Consider the following 18,104-nt stretch of genomic DNA (forward strand, 5'->3'; position numbering starts at 1 on the left):
AACCCGCTACGAGAAGACCGCCACCTCCTACGAAGCAGCGGTCACACTCGCGTCGTTCCTGCTTTGGGCAAGATCCGTTTGAAGACGGACCCTAGCGTCGGGGCGCCCGGACTTCCTGGGGCACACGGGCGGGAGGGCGGGGAGGAAACGCGGTACAGCGAAGCGCCGCGTTGGGTCACGGCCTCCGACGGCATCCGGTTGGCGGTGTACGAACACGGCGACCCCGCCGCCCCCACGGTCCTGTGCGTGCACGGCTTTCCCGACGACCACCGGGTGTGGGACGCCGTGGCGGCACGCCTGGCCGCACATGGTTTCCACGTGGTGACCTACGACGTGCGCGGCTCGGGCTCGTCCGGCGCGCCGCGCCGCACCCGCGCGTACCGGCTGCCGCAGCTCGCCGCCGACACCACGGCGGTGGCGGACGCAGTGAGCCCGCACGCGCCGGTGCACCTGCTGACGCACGACTGGGGGTCCGTGCAGAGCTGGCACACCGTCAGTACGCCGGAGCTGGCGCACCGTTACGCCTCGATGACGTCGATCTCGGGCCCGGATCTGGACCACACCGGCCGCTGGTACCGGGCCCAGGTGCGCCGGCCCACCCCCGCACGGCTGGGCAAGCTACTGCGCCAGGCGCTGGCCTCGCAGTATGTGGCCTTCTTCCATCTGCCCGGCGTCGCCGAACTGGCCTGCCGCAGCGGCTTACTGGACGGGGTGATCAAGGGCCTGCTCCGCCTGGAGACCGGTGAGCCCCCGCAGGGGTACGGGTCGGGGCGGGCCGCCCGCAACCGGGCCGGGCTGAAGCTCTACCGGGCCAATGTGCTGCCCCGTATGCTCCGCCCGCGGGTCCGGCACGCCGCCCTGCCGGCGCAGGTACTGGCCCCGTCCAAGGACGTGTTCGTGCTGCCGCCGTGGCAGACGGAGATCACCGACTGGGCCCCCGGTGCCGAGATCCACCACGTGGACGGCGGCCACTGGCTGCCCGGCTTCCGCCCCGTACTCGTCGCCGAGTACGTCGTGCGCCTGGTCGAGCGCGTCGGGAGGGAGGGGGCCGCCCGGTGACCGCCGGGCGCGGGCCGCGTGGGCCGTCACGGCAGTGCGGCGGCCCGCCGCCCGGGCGTTACGCCGACATCGAGTCCATCGGCATGGGCAGCACCTGCCCCTCCATCATCGCGCCGAGGCCGCGTACCGCGCAGACGTCCGGCCGGTCGGCGATCGTGACGGGCATCCCGGTCGCCTGGCGGAGCATCATGTCCAGGCCGGGCAGCAGCGCGCTGCCCCCGGCGAGCATGATGCCGCGGTCGGTGAGGTCGGCGACGAGGTCGGGCGGGCAGCGCCGCAGGACGGTGCCGATGCCGTCGATGAGGGCCCCCATCGGCATGCGGATGGCCCGGCGGACGCTCTCGATGTCGACGGTGACGGTGCGGGCGATGCCGCTGGCCACGTCCCGGCCCTGGACCTCCGTGCTCGGCGCGATGGGCCCGGGGGCGGACAGGATCTCGTGCAGCGGCCGCACCGACTGGGTGGGCAGCACCAGTTCGTGCGCGTTGCGGACGTGCTGCACCACCACGTGGTCGATGGCGTCGCCGCCGACGGGGATGGTCTCGGCCGCGACGATCGCGCCGAGCGACAGCACCGCGATCTGCGTCGTGCCGGCCCCGCTGAGCATGATCATCGTCGCTTCGGGCTGCTCGACCGGCAGTCCGCAGCCGACGGCGGCGGCGATGACGGAGTCGACGAGTTCGACCCGCCGGGAACCGAGCCCGTAGAGCGTCTCGATCGCCGCGCGCTGGGCCAGCGGCTTGCTGCTGTTGGGGGTGCACACCGCGGCGCGCAGCATGGGCTTGCGCCGCCACGCCTTGCGGAGCCGGCCGCCGAGCAGGTGCCGGAGCATGCGCTGGGCCATGTCGATGTCGACGACCATGCCGGCCTGGATGGGCCGGACGACGCGGATGTGGTCGGGGGTCCGTCCGGTCATCTGCTCGGCCAGTGACCCGACGGCGATGAGGGCCCCGCTGTGGGCGTTGACGGCGGCCACGCTGGGCTCGTCCACGACGAGTCCCTGTCCCTTGATGTAGACGCGGGTCCGTGAGGCGCCGAGGTCGACGGCTACGGAGCAACGGCGCAACTGCGCGAGGCTGACGGTCACGGCAGGTCCTCCCCGAGGGAGCCGGTTCCCGGGACCGCCCCGGTGGCAGTCCCGTATGATCATCGTGACGGTATTGCCCCGATTTCGCCCGTAGTGTTGCGCTGCCCGGGGGAGGCGTCCCTCCTGCGGCCTAGCGGACGATGCGCGCCGCGAGGACCGCGATGTCGTCGTCGGCGGGCTCGCAGACCAGCAGGGACAGGATCCGGTCGACCAGACCGCCCAGATCCCCGTCCGGGTGCAACCGCAACCTGGCGAGCCGGTCGAGGGACACGTCGATGTCCTCGCCGCGGCGTTCGACCAGGCCGTCGGTGTAGAGCAGCAGGACGTCGCCGCGCCCGCACGCGCCCGAGACGATCTCGTAGCCGCCGTGCCCGGTCCCCAGCGGCGGCCCGACCGGCACCTCGACGAGCTCGACGGAGCCGTCCGGGCGAATCATGGCGGGCGGCAGGTGCCCGGCGCTGGAGTACGCGCACTTGCCGCGCGTCGGGTCCACCAGCGCCAGCAGGCAGCTGGCCGGGCGCCCCGACTCCGTCTCCGAGATCAGGGTGTCCAGCCGGCGCAGGATGCGGTGCGGCGGCAGGTCGGCGCCGGCCACGAAGCGCAGCATCGAGCGGTACTGGCTCATGTCGACCGAGGCCTCCACCCCGTGCCCCATGACGTCGCCCATGGCCAGCAGGGTGCGCCCGAAGGACAGCCGCACGGTGTCGTACCAGTCGCCGCCCACCAGGGCACTGCTGCCGGCCGGCTGGTAGCGGAAGGCGGCCTCGACGGTGGGGTGCGGCGAGCCCGGCTCGGACATCAGCGCCCGCTGGAGTTCGAGGGTGATGCCGTGCTCATGGGTGTAGCGGCGGGCGTTGTCCAGGCTGATCGCCGCGCGGCCCACCACGTCCTGGGCGATCTCCACGTCCCGTTCGGTGAAGGCCGGCGACTCCCCGCCGCGGACCATGCTGACCGTCCCGATGGGGTGCCCGCGCGCGGTCAGCGGCACGACCAGCGCGGAGTGGATGCCGGCCGCCCGGTAGGCGGCGATCCGCTCCAGGCCGCTCGCGGAGCGAGCGAGCGCGCCGTCGTGGCACAGGTCCTCCAGCACCGGGCGGCCCGACTGGAGGCAGCGCGGGATGGTCGAACCCTCCTGGTAGTCCAGGTACTGCCCGGGCTCGCCGAAGATCCTCACCTGGTCCCGCAGATTGGGCAGTGCCGCCATCGCCGCGCGGCGCAGCCGCAGCAGGCCGCGGGTGTGCGCGGTCGTGCCCTCCGGGGGCAGGACGTCCACGCTGGCGATGTCGGCGAGCAGCGGAACGAGGAAACGGGCCAGCTCGGAGCAGGTGGCCTCCATCTCCAGCGTGGTGCCGATCAAGGTGGCCGCCCGGTCCAGCAGGGCCAGCCGCTCGCGGGCCCGCTCCAGTTCGTGCTGCTCGTGCCGGGAGCTGCTGACCTCCAGCGTGATGCCGACCAGGCCGACCGCCGTGCCGTCCGGGCCGCTCAGCCGGTGGTACGCGCCCTGCCAGTAGCGCCGGGTCAGCCCCGAGGGCGCCCGGGTGTGGCCGCTGGACGGCACCTCGCGGGACGTGCCGTCGGCCAGGACCTGCTGCATCGTGTCCTCGCCGGTGTCGTCGAGGTCGGGCAGCACCTCGGTGATCGTGCGGCCCACGTGGGCCGCGGCGGAGACGCCGTTCATCCGGGCCAGGGCGGGGTTGACGTAGACGTAGCGCAGCCGCGCGTCGAGGATGCTCACGCCCGCCGGTGTGCCGTCCAGCACCTGCCGCAGGACCTCGTGGTCCAGTGGTGACCAGTCGCCGGGCCCCCTGTCACCGCTCACCCGGGTCATCCTCCCGTCCGCCGAGTGCGCCCGTACCCATGATCTGGCGGTCGGCCGTTCGGCGCACGCCCGGATGCGATCACCCCGGCGGGTGGCTATGGGCCCCGGCGGGGCGTGTCGCCGGACCGCCGCACGCGGGCGGCCGTCACGATCGGCCCGATGCGATGCAAGGCGGTGGCCGTGGTGCTGTGCCTGCTGCTGGCGGTGCCCTTCGCGCTGCGGGGGACGGCGACGGCGGCGGTGGCGACGGCGGCCGGACCGCCCGCGGGCGGCCCCGGCGTGGAGCGGCTGTACGCGGAGGCCGAACGCGCCGTGGAGCGGTACCAGGCGGCGGAGCTGGCGGCCGGGCGCAAGCGGGCCGAGCTGCGCGCGTTGCGGGTGACGGCGGACGGGGAGCGGCGCCGGCTGCGCGTGCTGCGGGACCGGGTCGGCGCCATGGCGCGCACGGAGTACCGCAACGCGGGACTCAGCCCGTCGGCCCGGGTGCTGCTGTCGGGGCGCCCGGACCGCCTGCTGGAGGACGTGACCCTGGTCCGCCAGGGCGAGCACGCCGAGGCCGCGCTGCTGACCGCGCACCGGGTGGCGCAACGCCGGCTGGCCGCGGACACGGCGGCCGTGGACGCCGCGCTGGACGACCTGGACGACCGGGTACGGCGGCAGGCCGAGCTCCGGCGGGACATCGAGGAGAAGCTGCTGCGCGCCGGGGCCGGGCTCGCCGCCCGCTACCTCGCCCTGCTGGGCGGCGGCATCCCGGCCCGCTGCCCGCACGCCGACCCCGTCGACGGCCCTGCCCCCGGCGCCTTCCGCCGCGGCGCCCCGCACTGGGTGAGCCCGGTGGCCCGCTACCGGCTCTCCGCCGGTTTCGACGACGCCGGCTCCCACTGGGCGCACCGGCACACCGGCCAGGACTTCGCCGTCCCCTCCGGCACACCGGTCCGCGCGGTCGGCGACGGCACCGTGGTGGCGGCCGGCTGCGGCGACGGCTTCGGCAACCAGATCGTCCTCCGGCACGACGACGGCTACTGCACGCACTACGCGCATCTGTCCGTCATCGAGACCTCGCCGGGCCGCCGGGTGCGTGCCGGGCAGCGCATCGGGCTGTCCGGCAGCTCGGGCAACTCCACCGGCCCCCACCTGCACTTCGAGGTCCGCGTCACCCCGCAGATGGGCTCGGCCGTCCCCCCGCTCCCCTGGCTCGCCCGGCACGGCGTCCGCGTGGCCGACCCGGGCGACTGAGGCGCCGCGGCCCCACCCGTCACAGCTGTCGCACAGGTCCGTTACTGTTCGGCTTCCGGCGTGCGATCTTGCCGCCGCCGGCTTTTCTGACCTGTGGGGGGTCCTGCATGCGCATATCGCGCGCACCCAGACCTGCCGTTCTGCACGCGGCAGCCCTTCTTCTGACCATCACCGGCGTCGCGGCCTCGACCGCCGCGCCCGCCTTCGCCGACAGCGGTGCCACCGTGCAGCGGGTGACGACCGGCGACGACGGCACACTGGCCGTGGTGTTGGACGACCCGAGTGCGCTCTGGGTCAAGATCAGCGTCCGTGCCTCGACGGCGCCGGACGCGCCCGTGCTCGCCTCCACCGACGAGGTGGAGTACAGCGAGTCGCGCGGCTGGTACACCCGGCAGCCGGTGCGGCTGCCCGAGGGCACCGCGTACGGCGACTACCCGGTGGACGTCGACTACCGCATGCCCGGCGGCACCACGCAGCACTGGTCCGGGAACAGCCTCGACTACCGCAAGCACACGGTCGTCGCCACCGCGGCGTTCGACCGCGGCACCACCGACTACGACCACCGCACGCTCGGCGTCAGCGGCACGGTCACGACCTTCGACCCGGCCACCGGGACGACCGTCCCCGCCGCGCCCGGCGTGGCCGTCCTGGTCTACTGGCTGGAGCAGGACGGTTACCTGCGGTCCAAGGGACTCACCGCGACCACCGCCGCGGACGGCACCTTCCGTCAGTCGGTGACCGTCAACGGCGCCCTGTCCGAGGTCAGTACGTACGTCCGGGGCGGCCAGTCGGCCGACGCCGCGCCCGACAGCCCGATGCCCCTGCCGAACGTGCCCGCGGAGCAGTTGACCTACCGGATCAGTGCTGATCCGTCGGCCGCCCGGGTGCACAAAGGTGTGGCCTTCGGCATCAGGGGCACGGTCCAGCGGCTGACGGCGGACGGCTGGAAGCCCTTCGCCGGCGCGAGCGTCCTCACGGGCTCCCGGCCGGTGAACACCTCGTCGCACGTCCCTTCCGGCGTGATGGGCTCGGGCACCGCGAACGCCTCGGGGGCGTTCGCCTACAGCGCGACGGCGTCCGTGACCACGACGCACTACACGTACGTCAAGCCGAACGGCTACTTCAGCTCCTTCCCGCAGGTGCAGCACCAGCTCTCCGTGCCCACCTCGGGGTCGTTCTCCGGCATGAAGATGTCGATCGACGCGTACGGCAAGGTGAAGGCCACCGGCAGGCTGTCCGGGTCCTGTTCCGCCGAGAAGCTGGCGTTGCAGTACTCCAAGAACGGCAGCACCGGCTGGTCCACCTTCAAGACCGCCGCCGCGGCCCAGAAGTCCGGCAGTACCTGCTCCTTCTCGATCAGCGAGTACGGCTGGCTCGACGGCTACTACCGCGTCCACCACGACGAGTCGAACGCGATGCTCGCCGCCGACTCCGGCAAGTCGCGGCTGCGCCGCACCGACACCCGCTTCGCCGCCTTCGACATGACGCCCAACAGCCCGCGTCTGGGCGGGGCGCTCACGGCCAAGGGCACCGTGCAGTACAAGTCGGGCAGCACCTGGAAGGCGTACAAGGGCGCGAGGATCGTCATCGTCTTCAAGCCGAAGGGCGAGAGCACCTGGTACTGGGCGGTGAAGGGGAAGACCGACTCCTCGGGCCGCTTCAGCCTCAGGACCAAGGCGTACGGCGACGGCACGTGGGGCGCCTACCTGGAGGCCGACTCCACCCACTTCTACAGCGAGTCGAAGGACGAGTACGTCAATGCGCGTTGATTCCTCCCGGCGCGCCCTGGCGCTGATCGTCTCCGTCGCCGCCCTGTCGGGCGGACTGGCTGTCACCCCTGCCCTCGCCGACGGCGCCGGGCCGGTGGTCGTCGGCGTGGCCCGCACGGTCGACGCCCAGCGGGGCACTTTCACCGTGCCGGCCTGGACCGACGCCTCCGGCGCCGACCTCACCTCGGTCACGGCGACCGTGCGCGAGGGCGACACCGTCGTGGCGGACGATCTGGCGCTGGCCCCGTCCGGCGGACTCTGGGCCGTGCCGTCCGACGCACCGCTGAAGCTGACCGAGGACGGCGGCGTTGTGCCGCATCTGGGTCGCTACGCCATCGACGTCACCGCCACCGACGACCAGGGCCACAGCACGACCCGCGCCGATGCGGGCACGCTGGACTTCACCCTGCGGCCGGTGCTGCGGACCAAGGGCTTCACCACTCCGCTCCTGGACTTCGCCCACCCCACGACGGCTGCGACCGGCCGGATCGAGGGCATCCAGCCGGGCAGCGGTGACTTGGTCCCTGTCGAGGGCCGTAAGGTCACCGTCGCCATGGTGTACAACGCAGTGGAAACGGCGCCGCTGCAGACGCTGACGGCAACCACCGACGCCGAGGGCGACTTCACCACGCCGGACTTCACCGTTCCTGGCAGCCGCGGGTTCCTCACCACGTTCACCGAGGACGGCGACGAGGTCCACGGCTCGGTCCGGGAGTTCTCCGCTCCCGCCTCCCACGGGCTGTGGGTGAGGATCGCCGCGAAGGCGGACCGCACGCGGGCGCTGCCGGGCCAGAAGATCACCATCAGCGGCACGGTCAAGGACGACGCGACGGGGCTTCCGGTGCCCGGTGCCGAGGTCGTCCTGGGCCTGGACTCCGTGCCCGAGGGCCGGATCGTGGTGACCACCGACAGCACGGGGGCGTTCTCCGGAGCTGTCGCCGCCGTGCCGCGGCTGTGGACCAGTTGGTACGCCTCCACGGCCCCGAACGGTTACCTGGACGGCAACGCCGTCTCCGGGCCGATCGCGCTCCCCGAGGACGGGACCTTCACCAACGTCAGCGCCAGGATCGACGCGGAGACCGAGGTGACGGTCTCCGCGAAGCTGTGGGCGGCGTACAACCGCGAGCAGTCCCTCCCGGCGCAGTTCGTCCACCTGGAGTACTCCCCGGACGGCAGGACCGGCTGGAAGGACCTCGGCACTGGGTACGCGAGGTGGAACGGCGGCACGGTCACGATCACCAAGTACGGCCGCCTCGACGGCTGGTACCGGCTGCACCACTACACCTCGGACCAGCTGGCCGAGACCGCCACCAAGCCCGTCCGGCTGACCCGCACCAACGCCCGGCTGTACTCGATGAAGGCGTCGTCCACCAAGGTGAAGAAGGCGGCCACGGTCACCTTCACCGGCACCCTGAAGGAGTACGTGTCCGGCACCTGGCGGCCGTACAAGGGCGCGCATGTCGAGCTGTTCTTCCAGAAGAAGGGCTCGACGAAGTGGACGTACATCTCCTCGGGCACCACCGCCTCGACGGGCAAGGCCACGCTCAAGGGCAAGCCCACCGCGGACGGCAAGTGGCTGATCCAGTACTTCGGTGACGCGAAGCACTTCGACAGCGACGGCACCGCCGTCTTCGTCGACGTGCGCTAGCGCACGGCACCACCCGCACGACGTGCGAGGGCGGGGACCGGCCGGGCGACCGGTCAGCCCCCGCCCTCGCGGCGTGCGGCCTCCGTGCGCAGCGACTGCCGCAGTTCGTGTGCCTCGCGGCGGTCCTCCTCGCTCGCCTCGGTGACGTCCAGGAAGATCTGGTCCAGTTCGGGGAACTCCCCGGCGAGCGTGGTCTTGATCCGGACGGCGGCCTCCTCCACCGTCTCGCTGTCGATGCCCTCCGTCAGGTCCACCCGGGCGGCCAGCAGCACCGAGTCGACGCCGAGCCGCATCGTCAGCAGCGCCGTCACCGTGTCGATCTCCGGCTGCCGGGTGAGCAGTTCGTGCGCCCGCTGCCGCAGCCGCGGGTCGGCGGCCTCGCCGATGAGGGTGTCGCGGCAGTCCTTGCCGAGCCGGTACGCCACGAACATGAGCAGCCCGGCGATGGCCAGGGACGCCCATGCCTCCCACTGCCGCCCCCCGGTCGCCCAGTGCAGCCCCACGCCCGCCAGGGCCAGCAGGACGCCGAGGACCGCCGCGCTGTCCTCGCCGATGACCGTGCGCAAGGTGGGGTCCTCGCCCTCGCGCAGTTCGGTGCGGAAGGAGCGGCCGTGCTCGCGCGCCCCGCCCCGCACCTGGAGCAGCGCCTTGGCCAGGGAGGACCCCTCGGCGAGCAGGGAGACCACCAGGACGACGGTGGCGATCAGGAAGGCCTTGAGGGTGTGCGGCTCGTGCTCGTGGAAGGCGCTGATGCCCTGGTAGAAGGAGAAGCAGCCGCCCATGACGAAGATCCCGACGGCGGCGAGCAGTGACCAGAACCAGCGCTCCTTGCCGTAGCCGAAGGGGTGCCGGGCGTCGGGACTGCGCCGGCTGCGGCGCAGCGCGGCGAGCAGGAAGATCTCGTTGAGGGTGTCGGCGACCGAGTGCGCCGCCTCCGACAGCAGTGCCGGCGACGTGCTGAGCAGGCCCCCGACGGCCTTCGCCGCGGCGATCACCAGGTTCGCGGCGAGGGCGACGAAGACGGTGCCCTTGGTCTGAGTGTCCTTGCCCATGGGGTGCGTCTGCCCGGGGCGCGGCGGCTCAGTGGTGGAAGGCCGTGGGCGCCTCGCCGGGCGGGTGCAGCGGACGCTCCTGCTCGCGCAACTGGGGCAGGTAGCGATCCAGATCGGCCAGGAAGAGGTCCGCGAGGTCCTCGGAGAATCCGTTGCGGACCACGATCCTCAGCACCGCCAGGTCCTCGCGGTCGGCGGGGAAGGTGTAGGCGGGCACCTGCCAGCCGCGCTCGCGCATCCGCCGGGAGACGTCGAAGACGTCGAACGCGGTGACGTGGTCGGCGGTGGTGAAGGCGAACACCGGCAACTGGTCGCCCCGGGTGATCAGCCGGAAGTCGCCGTACTCCTCGATCCGACCGGCCAGGTAGACGGCCACGTCGCGGGCGGTCTGCTGGACCAGGCGGTAGCCCTCGCGGCCCAGCCGCAGGAAGGTGTAGTACTGCGCGGCGACCTGCGATCCGGGCCGGGAGAAGTTGAGGGCAAAGGTCGGCATGTCGCCGCCGAGGTAGTTGACCCGGAAGACCAGTTCCTGGGGCAGGGTCACGTCGTCGCGCCACAGGGCCCACCCGACGCCCGGGTAGACGAGCCCGTACTTGTGCCCGGAGGTGTTGATCGACGCCACGCGCGGCAGCCGGAAGTCCCAGACCAGGTCCTCGTCCAGGAAGGGCGCGATCATGCCGCCGGAGGCCCCGTCGACGTGGACGGGGATGTCGAGGCCGGTGCGCTCCTGGAGCCCGTCCAGGGCCGCGCAGATCTCGGCCACCGGTTCGTAGGAGCCGTCGAAGGTGGAGCCCAGGACGGCGACGACGCCGATGGTGTTCTCGTCGCACCGGGCGAGGGCGGACTCGGCGTCCAGGTGCAGCCGGTCGCCCTCGACCGGCACGGTGCGCGCCTCGATCTCCCAGAAGTTGCAGAACTTCTCCCAGCAGACCTGGACGTTGGCGCCCATGACCAGGTTGGGGCGGGCCTGGCCCGGGTAGCGGTCGCCCTGGCGCTTCATCCAGCGCCGCTTGAGCGCCATGCCGGCGAGCATGCAGGCCTCGGAGGAGCCGGTGGTGGAGCAGCCGACGGCCTTCTCCGGGTCGGGGGCGTTCCACAGCTTGGCGAGCATCGACACGCAGCGCCGCTCCAGTTCGGCGGTGCGCGGGTACTCGTCCTTGTCGATCATGTTCTTGTCGAAGCACTCGGCCATCAGCACCTGGGCCTCGCGCTCCATCCAGGTGGTGACGAAGGTGGCCAGGTTGAGCCGGGCGTTGCCGTCGAGCATCAGTTCGTCGTGGACCAGCTGGTACGCCGTCGAGGGCGGCATCGGCCCGTCGGGGAGCTGGTGCTTGGGCGGTGCGGTGCGCATGCCCGCGACCGGATCGGCCCCCGCGTAGAAGGGGTTGACGGCGAGTTTCGGCAGCCCCTCGGCACCCTTGTGCAGCGACATAGCGCTCACATTAAGTGCGATGCGGCGCCGCGGCAGGTCGAGCCGCCGGCCCGGGACCGGGCCGGCGCGTCAGACCGACGACGCCATCGACAGCTTCGCCGCGAAGCCGAGGAACAGCGCCGCCGCCCCCGAGGTCAGCCCGGCCGCGAGGCGCCTGCGGCGGCGGAACTGGCCGGCCAGGTAGGTGCCGCCGAATATCAGCAGGGTCAGGTAGCTGAAGCTGAAGACCTGCGCGATCGCGCCCAGCGCCAGGAAGGACAGGGCCGGATGGGCGTAGCCGGGGTCGACGAACTGCACGAAGAAGGAGATGAAGAACAGGATCGCCTTCGGGTTGAGCAGGCTGATCACCAGCGCCCGCCGGAACGGCTGCTCGGCCTGCGCCGGCCCGTCGGCGGCGGCCGGCGCGACCTCGGGCTCCGGTTCGGCCCGCCCCCGCCACATCCGCCACGCGGCCCGCGCCATGCCGAACGCGATCCAAGCCAGGTAGCCGGCACCCGCGTACTTCACGATGCCGAACAGGACGGGGTTCGTGGTGAGCAGGCCCGCCACCCCGGCCGCCGAGGCGGTCATCAGGACGGTGTCACCGAGGAAGACCCCCAGGGCCGCGCGGTAGGCGGTGCGGACCCCGCGCCGCGCCGCGACGGACAGGGTGTAGAGGGAGTTGGGTCCCGGCAGCAGCACGATGAGCACGGTGCCGAGCAGATAGGTCGGCAGGTCGGTGATACCCAGCATGGGCACCAATATGACACTTGCACCTCACGTGGCGTGAGGCCGGAGGGTGTGGTCATGAACACGAGCACGGGCTACCCGGTCGGGCAGGTGGCGGGTTTCGCCGGCGTGACCGTCCGCACGCTGCACCATTACGACGAGATCGGGCTGCTCTCGCCCAGTGGGCGCAGCCACGCGGGCCACCGCCGCTACAGCGACGCCGACCTCGACCGGCTGCAGCAGATCCTCTTCTACCGGGAGCTCGGCTTTCCCCTGGACGAGGTGGCGGTCCTCCTCGACGACCCGGCCGCGGACCCGCGGCAGCACCTGCGGCGCCAGCACGAGCTGCTGACCGCGCGGATCGGGAAGCTGACGGAGATGGCCGACGCCGTCCAACGAGCCATGGAGGCACGCACGATGGGCATCAACCTCACGCCCGAGGAGAAGTTCGAGGTCTTCGGCGACCACGACCCCGAGCAGCACGCCGAGGAGACCCGGCAGCGCTGGGGCAACACCGTCGCGTACGAGCAGTCGCAGCGCCGCGCCGCCTCCTACACCAAGGAGGACTGGCTGCGGATCAAGGCCGAGCAGGACGACTGGACCGCCCGCCTGGTCGCGCTGCGCGACTCGGGTGCCCCGGCCGACGGCGCGGCCGCGATGGAGCTGGCGGAGGAGCACCGGCGGTTCATCGTGGACCACTACTACGACTGCGGCTACGAGATCCACATCGGGCTCGCCGGGATGTACCTGGCCGATCCCCGCTTCAACGCCTACTACGAGGCGATCGCGCCGGGCATCGCCCAGTACGTGCACGACGCGATCGTCGCCAACGCTAGGCGGGCTCAGGGGTGATGACCGCCGCCGTGCCGTAGGCGCACACCTCGGTGCCGACGTCGGCGGCCTCGCTCACGTCGAAGCGCATCATCAGCACGGCGTTCGCGCCGCGTGCCCGCGCCTGCTCGACCAGCCGCTCCATCGCCTGGGTGCGGGTCTGCGCCAGGGTCTTGGTGAGTCCCTTCAGCTCGCCGCCGACCAGGGATTTCAGGCCCGCGCCGATCTGGCTGCCCAGATGGCGGGAGCGGACGGTGAGGCCGAAGACCTCGCCGATCACCCGCTCCACCCGGAAGCCGGGGATGTCGTTCGTGGTCACCACCAGGACGCCGGACCCCTGCCGCTGTCCGCCGCCGTACTCGTCGATATCCATGGGTGCATCGTGCGCGGCGACCGCCGTCCCGCGCGCGATGCACGCCGGGCCGCCGCGGAAATGGCGTGCTTTCCGCGGGTTCCACCGGAAGGCGGGGTTTCGGGAGCGGCGGGGGATGTGTGCGGGTGTGCGGTGGAACGTACGGGGGGAACCGTGGCCGGACGTTCGCGCACGGGGAACCGTCCGGTCCCGAGCGCGTTGATACTTTTGGCGCGTGACGACTATCGCCCTGGGCCCGCAATGGCTCGACCCCGATTACCTCATCTCGTCCGCGGGCCTGATCGGCCTGCTGGCGATCGTGTTCGCCGAGTCGGGTCTGCTCATCGGGTTCTTCCTGCCCGGTGACTCCCTGCTGTTCACCGGTGGCCTGCTGGTGGCCGGCGGCAAGCTGGACTGGCCGATCTGGGCCGTCTGCCTGCTCGTCGTGATCGCCGCCATCGCCGGTGACCAGGTCGGCTACCTCTTCGGCCGCAAGGTCGGCCCCTCGCTCTTCCGCCGCCCGGACTCCAAGCTCTTCAAGCAGGAGAACATCGAGAAGGCGCACGAGTTCTTCGAGAAGTACGGTGCCAAGTCGATCGTCCTGGCCCGTTTCGTGCCGATCGTGCGGACGTTCACGCCCATCGTGGCCGGTGTCAGCCGGATGAACTACCGCACCTTCGTCACCTACAACATCATCGGCGGCACCCTGTGGGGCGCGGGTGTGACGCTGCTCGGCTACTGGCTCGGGCAGATCGCCTTCGTGCGCGAGCACATCGAGCTGATGCTGGTCGCGATCGTGGTGCTCTCGGTCGTCCCGATCGCCATCGAGTTCCTGCGGGCCCGCTCGGCCGCGAAGAAGGCCCCGCCGCGGCCGGAGTCCCCGGCCGACGGCGCCGGGCCGGCGCAGCCGCCGGTCCAGAGCCCCACCGCCTCCGGCGGCGGGCGCCACCGCGCGAACCGGCGTTAGCGTCCGGCGGGCGACGGGCAGTCGAACCGCTGTGCCTGGGGGAGGGTGGTGACACCCTCCCCCTGCCGCACCCGGCGGGTGGGAACACCGAGAGGCTGAGTGGAGGAACGACCGTGACGCACCAGGAGGAGCCCGGGCAGCAGACCGGCGGCTCGGAGTTCACCCCGCCGCTCGGGGTCGAGCTGCCCCGGCCCGAACCGCAGGGTTCCGCTTTCACGCGCCCGAAGACCTCCCCGCAGTTGTCGCACCCGGCGTTCACGCCTCCCGAGGGCATCCCCGTGGTCAGCCTCTCCAAGGAGGCCCCCTGGCCTGACCGCATGCGGACGATGCTGCGCATGCCGCTCGGCGAGCGGCCGGCGCCGGAGCAGCCCGGTACGCAGCCGGAGGCCGGTGCCGGGCCGCCCGTGCCGCGCGTGCTCGACCTGACCTTGCGCATCGGGGAGCTGCTGCTCGCCGGCGGCGAGGCCGCGGAGGACGTCGAGGCCGCGATGCTGGGCGTGGCCCACGCGTACGGGCTCGGCCGCGTCGAGCCGAGCGTGACCTTCACGCTGCTGGGCATCTCGTACCAGCCCTCGCTGGTGGACGCGCCCGCCACCGCCAACCGCACGGTGCGCCGCCGGGCCACCGACTACACGCGCCTCGCGGCCGTCTTCCGGCTGATCAACGACATCACGGCGGCCGACCTCACCCTGGAGGACGCCTACCGCCGTCTCGCGCTGATCCGCCGCAACCGCCACCCCTACCCCGGCTGGCTGCTGACGGCGGCCGCCGGGCTGCTCGCGGGCGCGGCGAGCCTCCTGGTGGGCGGCGGCGGCCCGGTGGTCTTCGCGGTCGCGGCGCTCGGGGCGATGCTGGGCGACCGGCTGGCCTGGCTGTGCGCGGGGCGCGGGCTGCCGGAGTTCTACCAGTTCGTCGCCGCGGCCATGCCGGCCGCGGCGCTGGGCGTGCTCATCGCCCGCTACGGCCACGAGCTGCCCGGCACGGGCACGCTCCAGGCCTCCTCCGTCATCACCGGTGGCCTGTTCGCGCTGATCCCGGGTCGGGCCCTGGTGGCGGCCGTGCAGGACGGCCTGACCGGCTTCTACATCACCGCCTCGGCCCGGCTGCTGGAGGTGATGTACCTCTTCACCGGCATCGTCGTCGGCGTCACCCTGATCCTGTACGCCGGGGTCAGCCTGGGCGCGGAGCTGGACCCCGACCAGGCGCTGCGGGCGTACGAGAACCCGCCGCTGCAACTGGTGGCGGCGATGGTGCTGAGCCTGGCGTTCGCGGTGCTGCTCCAGTGCGAGCGCGGCGTGCTGCTGCCGGCGGCGCTCAACGGCGGAGTGGCCTGGACGGTCTACGCGGCGCTGCACCAGAAGTCGGCCGGCATCGGGATGTCGCCGGTGGCGGCGACCGCCGTCGCCGCGGGGCTGGTGGGCCTGTTCGGGCAGATGCTGTCCCGCTACCGCTTCGCCTCCGCGCTGCCGTACGTGACGGCGGCGATCGGGCCGCTGCTGCCCGGCTCCGCGACGTACTACGGACTCCTCGGACTGACCCGGGGCCATCTGGACCAGGGCTTCGCCTCGCTCACCAAGGCCGCCGCGCTGGCGCTCGCGGTGGCCATCGGAGTGAACCTCGGCGGTGAGACGGTGCGGCTCTTCCTGAGGCTGCCCGGTGGCGCTGACCAGGCACGACGCCGCGCGGCGGCGAAGCGGACGCGCGGATTCTGAGCGCTGCGGCCGCACGGACGGCCGTTCCTGATGATGCGTCGGGAAATCTGATGTTAACTGTCCGTATCGTGGTCGTAGTTGACTGTAATCATTCCCACGGGTTTCACTGCATACGTTGCTGTCCGATCCGGGGCAAAAGTGAACTTTTCGGAGGCGAGGAGCCTTGGCTGACGAGCTGTTGAGCCCACTGGATCTCGCCTTCTGGAACCTCGACTCACCGGGCCATCCCATGTACCTGGGTGCCGTCGCCGTCTTCGAGCGCGACCCGGAGCACCCGGTGGACGCCGAGGGCCTGGCGGCCCTGATCACCGCGCGCGCCGAGAACGCCCCGCGCATGCGCCAGCGCGTACGTGACGTCTGGTACGGCGTCGGCGGCGCCGCCTGGGCCCCCGACGAGCACTTCGACGTCCGGCGCCATGTGCACGCCGTCCGCCGCGCCGACACCTCCGCGGCCGTCGCCGAACTGATGTCCCGTCCGATGGACCGCGAGCACCCGCCGTGGGAGGTCTACGTCATCGAGGGCGCCCCCGACGCGCCCGTCTCCGTGCTCGTCAAGCTGCACCATGCGCTGGCCGACGGCCTGCGCGCGGTGGAGTTCGGGGCGGTCCTGCTCGACCAGGGCGCACGCCCGGCGCCCACGACGGCCCCGGCGCAGCGCGTCGACGGCGGGAACGCGCGCCCGGCGGCCGTCCCGGCGCCGCCCGCGCCCCGGCAGCCGGCCGGCCTCCATCTGCCCGCGCTGCCGGGCCTGCCGGGGCTTCCGGCGCTCCCCGACCCGCGCCAGGTGGTCGCCTCCCTGCCCTCACGGATGCGCGAGGCGGGCCGGGCGCTGGGCATCGGCTCCGCGGTGCTGCGGGCCTCGCTCGACCCCGGCGGCCCGGCCGCGCTCGGTGCCGCGCCGCGGCACGGCGGCGCGCCCCGCCGCTTCGCCGGGGCCTCGCTCGACATCGACGACATGCACCGGGTGCGCAAGACCAGCGGCGGCACCGTCAACGACGTGGTGATGGCCGTCGTCGCCGGGGCCCTGCGGCGCTGGATGGAGTCGCGCGGCGACGACCCGGACGGGCCGGGCCCGCGGGCGCTGATCCCCGTGGCGCGCCGCCGCCGCAAGGGCGTGCGCGGCGGACGGGGCAACCGCATCTCCGGCTACCTGCTGCGGCTGCCGGTCGGCGAGGCCGACCCGCTGGCCAGGCTGCGCGGCGTGCGCGAGGGCATGGACCGCAACAAGGCCGCCGGGCCCGACACCGGCCCCGGGGCGGTGGCGCTGCTCGCCGACAGCGTGCCGCCGCTCGCGCACCGCTTCGCGGCGCCGCTGCTGGCCGCCTCCGCGCGGCTGCTGTTCGACGTGCTGGTCACCAATGTGCCGATGCTGGACGTGCCGCTGACGCTCGACGGCTGCCGGATGACCGAGCTGCACCCGATCGCCCCGCTCGCCCGCGGCCAGTCGCTGGCCGTGGCCATCTCGACCTACCGCGGCCGGGTGCACATCGGGCTCTTCGCGGACGCCACCGCCGTGCCGGACACGGACGCGCTGGCCGCCGCGCTGCACGGCTCCCTGGCCGAACTGCTGGCGGCCTGCGGCGAGGGCGAGGACGGTCCGCGGCGGCAGCCCTGAGCACACACGAGGGCGGCGCGCCCCGGCAGGGAGCGCGCCGCCCTCGGCACGGGCACGGCGTCAGTGGCCGCCGTGCTCCTTCAGGCGCTTGTAGGACGCCTCGATCTCGGCCTCGGCCTCGGCGCGGCCGACCCAGTTGGCGCCCTCGACGGACTTGCCGGGCTCCAGGTCCTTGTAGACCTCGAAGAAGTGCTGGATCTCCAGGCGGTCGAACTCGGAGACGTGGTGGATGTCGCGCAGGTGCTCCACGCGCGGGTCGGAGGCCGGCACGCACAGCAGCTTGTCGTCGCCGCCGGCCTCGTCCGTCATGCGGAACATGCCGATGGCGCGGCAGCGCACCAGGACGCCGGGGAAGGTCGGCTCGTCCAGCAGGACGAGGGCGTCCAGCGGGTCGCCGTCCTCGCCGAGGGTGTTCTCCACGAAGCCGTAGTCCGCCGGGTAGACGGTCGAGGTGAACAGGTGCCTGTCGAGGCGGATACGACCGGTCTCGTGGTCCACTTCGTACTTGTTCCGGGAACCCTTCGGGATCTCGATCGTGACGTCGAACTCGAGCACAGCCTGTCCTCCATGATCAGCACATACTTCTGGTGATTAAGTGTCTCCCACGCTTGTGTGTGGTCGCGAAAGGGGCTGGTCCGGGGTGCCCGTCTCCAAGAACTGGCAGGTGGTGGCGGGGTCGACCGCCGCCGGCCTCGCCGTGGCGCTGACAGCGGTGGCCCTCGCGGGACCGTGGGAGTCAGGCCAGCGTACGGCCGAAAGGGTGAGAGCCGCCTCCCGGGAGGGAAAGCCCGGGGAGCGGGCCTCGGCCGGGCAGCCG

Annotated in this window: 15 protein-coding genes; 8 read left to right on the forward strand and 7 right to left on the reverse strand. The window is 72.6% G+C overall.

Translation table 11 applies throughout. The annotated features are described in order from the left end of the window. Nucleotides 1–204: 204 nt before the first annotated feature. Complete coding sequence (locus ACIP64_RS28905) at nucleotides 205–1,059, forward strand: alpha/beta fold hydrolase (protein ID WP_401592573.1); 855 nt, start codon at nucleotides 205–207, stop codon at nucleotides 1,057–1,059. Between the two features lie 58 nt (nucleotides 1,060–1,117). Here the strand turns inward: ACIP64_RS28905 and ACIP64_RS28910 are convergent, their stop codons facing one another. Next, entirely contained in the window at nucleotides 1,118–2,146 is a 1,029-nt protein-coding gene (locus tag ACIP64_RS28910) for a rod shape-determining protein (protein ID WP_401592319.1), read from the reverse strand. A gap of 130 nt (nucleotides 2,147–2,276) precedes the next feature. After that, on the reverse strand, nucleotides 2,277–3,965 hold the full coding sequence (locus ACIP64_RS28915; RefSeq protein WP_401592321.1) for a SpoIIE family protein phosphatase: 1,689 nt from the start codon (nucleotides 3,963–3,965) through the stop codon (nucleotides 2,277–2,279). Between the two features lie 159 nt (nucleotides 3,966–4,124). On the opposite strand from ACIP64_RS28915, the gene ACIP64_RS28920 reads away from it, so the two are divergent. The 3 genes from ACIP64_RS28920 (at nucleotide 4,125) to ACIP64_RS28930 (ending at nucleotide 8,618) form a co-directional block, all read left to right on the forward strand. Beyond that, nucleotides 4,125–5,201: a M23 family metallopeptidase gene (locus ACIP64_RS28920; protein ID WP_401592323.1), complete on the forward strand. Its 1,077-nt coding sequence runs from the start codon at nucleotides 4,125–4,127 to the stop codon at nucleotides 5,199–5,201. 107 nt (nucleotides 5,202–5,308) lie between these two features. Further along, nucleotides 5,309–6,970, forward strand: a complete 1,662-nt coding sequence (locus ACIP64_RS28925) for a hypothetical protein (RefSeq protein ID WP_401592325.1) — start codon at nucleotides 5,309–5,311, stop codon at nucleotides 6,968–6,970. After that, a complete protein-coding gene (locus tag ACIP64_RS28930; protein ID WP_401592327.1) occupies nucleotides 6,960–8,618 on the forward strand; it encodes a hypothetical protein in 1,659 nt (552 codons plus the stop codon). The genes ACIP64_RS28925 and ACIP64_RS28930 overlap by 11 nt, the downstream gene beginning before the upstream one ends. Before the next feature lie 53 nt (nucleotides 8,619–8,671). On the opposite strand, the gene ACIP64_RS28935 is transcribed toward ACIP64_RS28930, so the two are convergent. The 3 genes from ACIP64_RS28935 to leuE all read right to left on the reverse strand — a co-directional run bounded on the left by ACIP64_RS28935 (nucleotide 8,672) and on the right by leuE (nucleotide 11,834). Further along, entirely contained in the window at nucleotides 8,672–9,670 is a 999-nt protein-coding gene (locus tag ACIP64_RS28935; RefSeq protein ID WP_401592329.1) for a cation diffusion facilitator family transporter, read from the reverse strand. 28 nt (nucleotides 9,671–9,698) lie between these two features. After that, complete coding sequence (locus ACIP64_RS28940) at nucleotides 9,699–11,102, reverse strand: glutamate decarboxylase (RefSeq protein WP_401592331.1); 1,404 nt, start codon at nucleotides 11,100–11,102, stop codon at nucleotides 9,699–9,701. Nucleotides 11,103–11,171: 69 nt separating this feature from the next. Beyond that, nucleotides 11,172–11,834 (reverse strand): leucine efflux protein LeuE, encoded by a 663-nt coding sequence (gene leuE / locus ACIP64_RS28945; RefSeq protein ID WP_401592333.1) that lies wholly within the window; start codon nucleotides 11,832–11,834, stop codon nucleotides 11,172–11,174. Between the two features lie 54 nt (nucleotides 11,835–11,888). Here leuE and ACIP64_RS28950 point away from each other — a divergent pair, with 54 nt between their 5' ends. Further along, a complete protein-coding gene (locus ACIP64_RS28950; protein ID WP_401592335.1) occupies nucleotides 11,889–12,662 on the forward strand; it encodes a MerR family transcriptional regulator in 774 nt (257 codons plus the stop codon). On the opposite strand, the gene ACIP64_RS28955 is transcribed toward ACIP64_RS28950, so the two are convergent. Beyond that, nucleotides 12,643–13,014, reverse strand: coding sequence for a YbjQ family protein (locus tag ACIP64_RS28955; RefSeq protein WP_401592337.1), 372 nt, complete (start codon nucleotides 13,012–13,014; stop codon nucleotides 12,643–12,645). The genes ACIP64_RS28950 and ACIP64_RS28955 overlap by 20 nt on opposite strands. Nucleotides 13,015–13,228: 214 nt before the next feature. On the opposite strand from ACIP64_RS28955, the gene ACIP64_RS28960 reads away from it, so the two are divergent. The 3 genes from ACIP64_RS28960 to ACIP64_RS28970 all read left to right on the forward strand — a co-directional run bounded on the left by ACIP64_RS28960 (nucleotide 13,229) and on the right by ACIP64_RS28970 (nucleotide 17,287). Continuing rightward, nucleotides 13,229–13,960: a DedA family protein gene (locus tag ACIP64_RS28960; RefSeq protein WP_401592339.1), complete on the forward strand. Its 732-nt coding sequence runs from the start codon at nucleotides 13,229–13,231 to the stop codon at nucleotides 13,958–13,960. A gap of 113 nt (nucleotides 13,961–14,073) precedes the next feature. After that, entirely contained in the window at nucleotides 14,074–15,672 is a 1,599-nt protein-coding gene (locus ACIP64_RS28965; protein ID WP_401592341.1) for a threonine/serine exporter family protein, read from the forward strand. A gap of 163 nt (nucleotides 15,673–15,835) precedes the next feature. Then, nucleotides 15,836–17,287, forward strand: a complete 1,452-nt coding sequence (locus ACIP64_RS28970) for a wax ester/triacylglycerol synthase family O-acyltransferase (protein ID WP_401592343.1) — start codon at nucleotides 15,836–15,838, stop codon at nucleotides 17,285–17,287. A gap of 60 nt (nucleotides 17,288–17,347) precedes the next feature. Here ACIP64_RS28970 and ACIP64_RS28975 read toward each other — a convergent pair whose 3' ends face one another. Then, nucleotides 17,348–17,842, reverse strand: coding sequence for an inorganic diphosphatase (locus ACIP64_RS28975; RefSeq protein WP_319139054.1), 495 nt, complete (start codon nucleotides 17,840–17,842; stop codon nucleotides 17,348–17,350). Between the last annotated feature and the right edge of the window lie 262 nt (nucleotides 17,843–18,104).

It is taken from the genome of Streptomyces sp. NPDC088733 (genome assembly GCF_044751185.1).
Classification (GTDB): Bacteria; Actinomycetota; Actinomycetes; order Streptomycetales; family Streptomycetaceae; genus Actinacidiphila.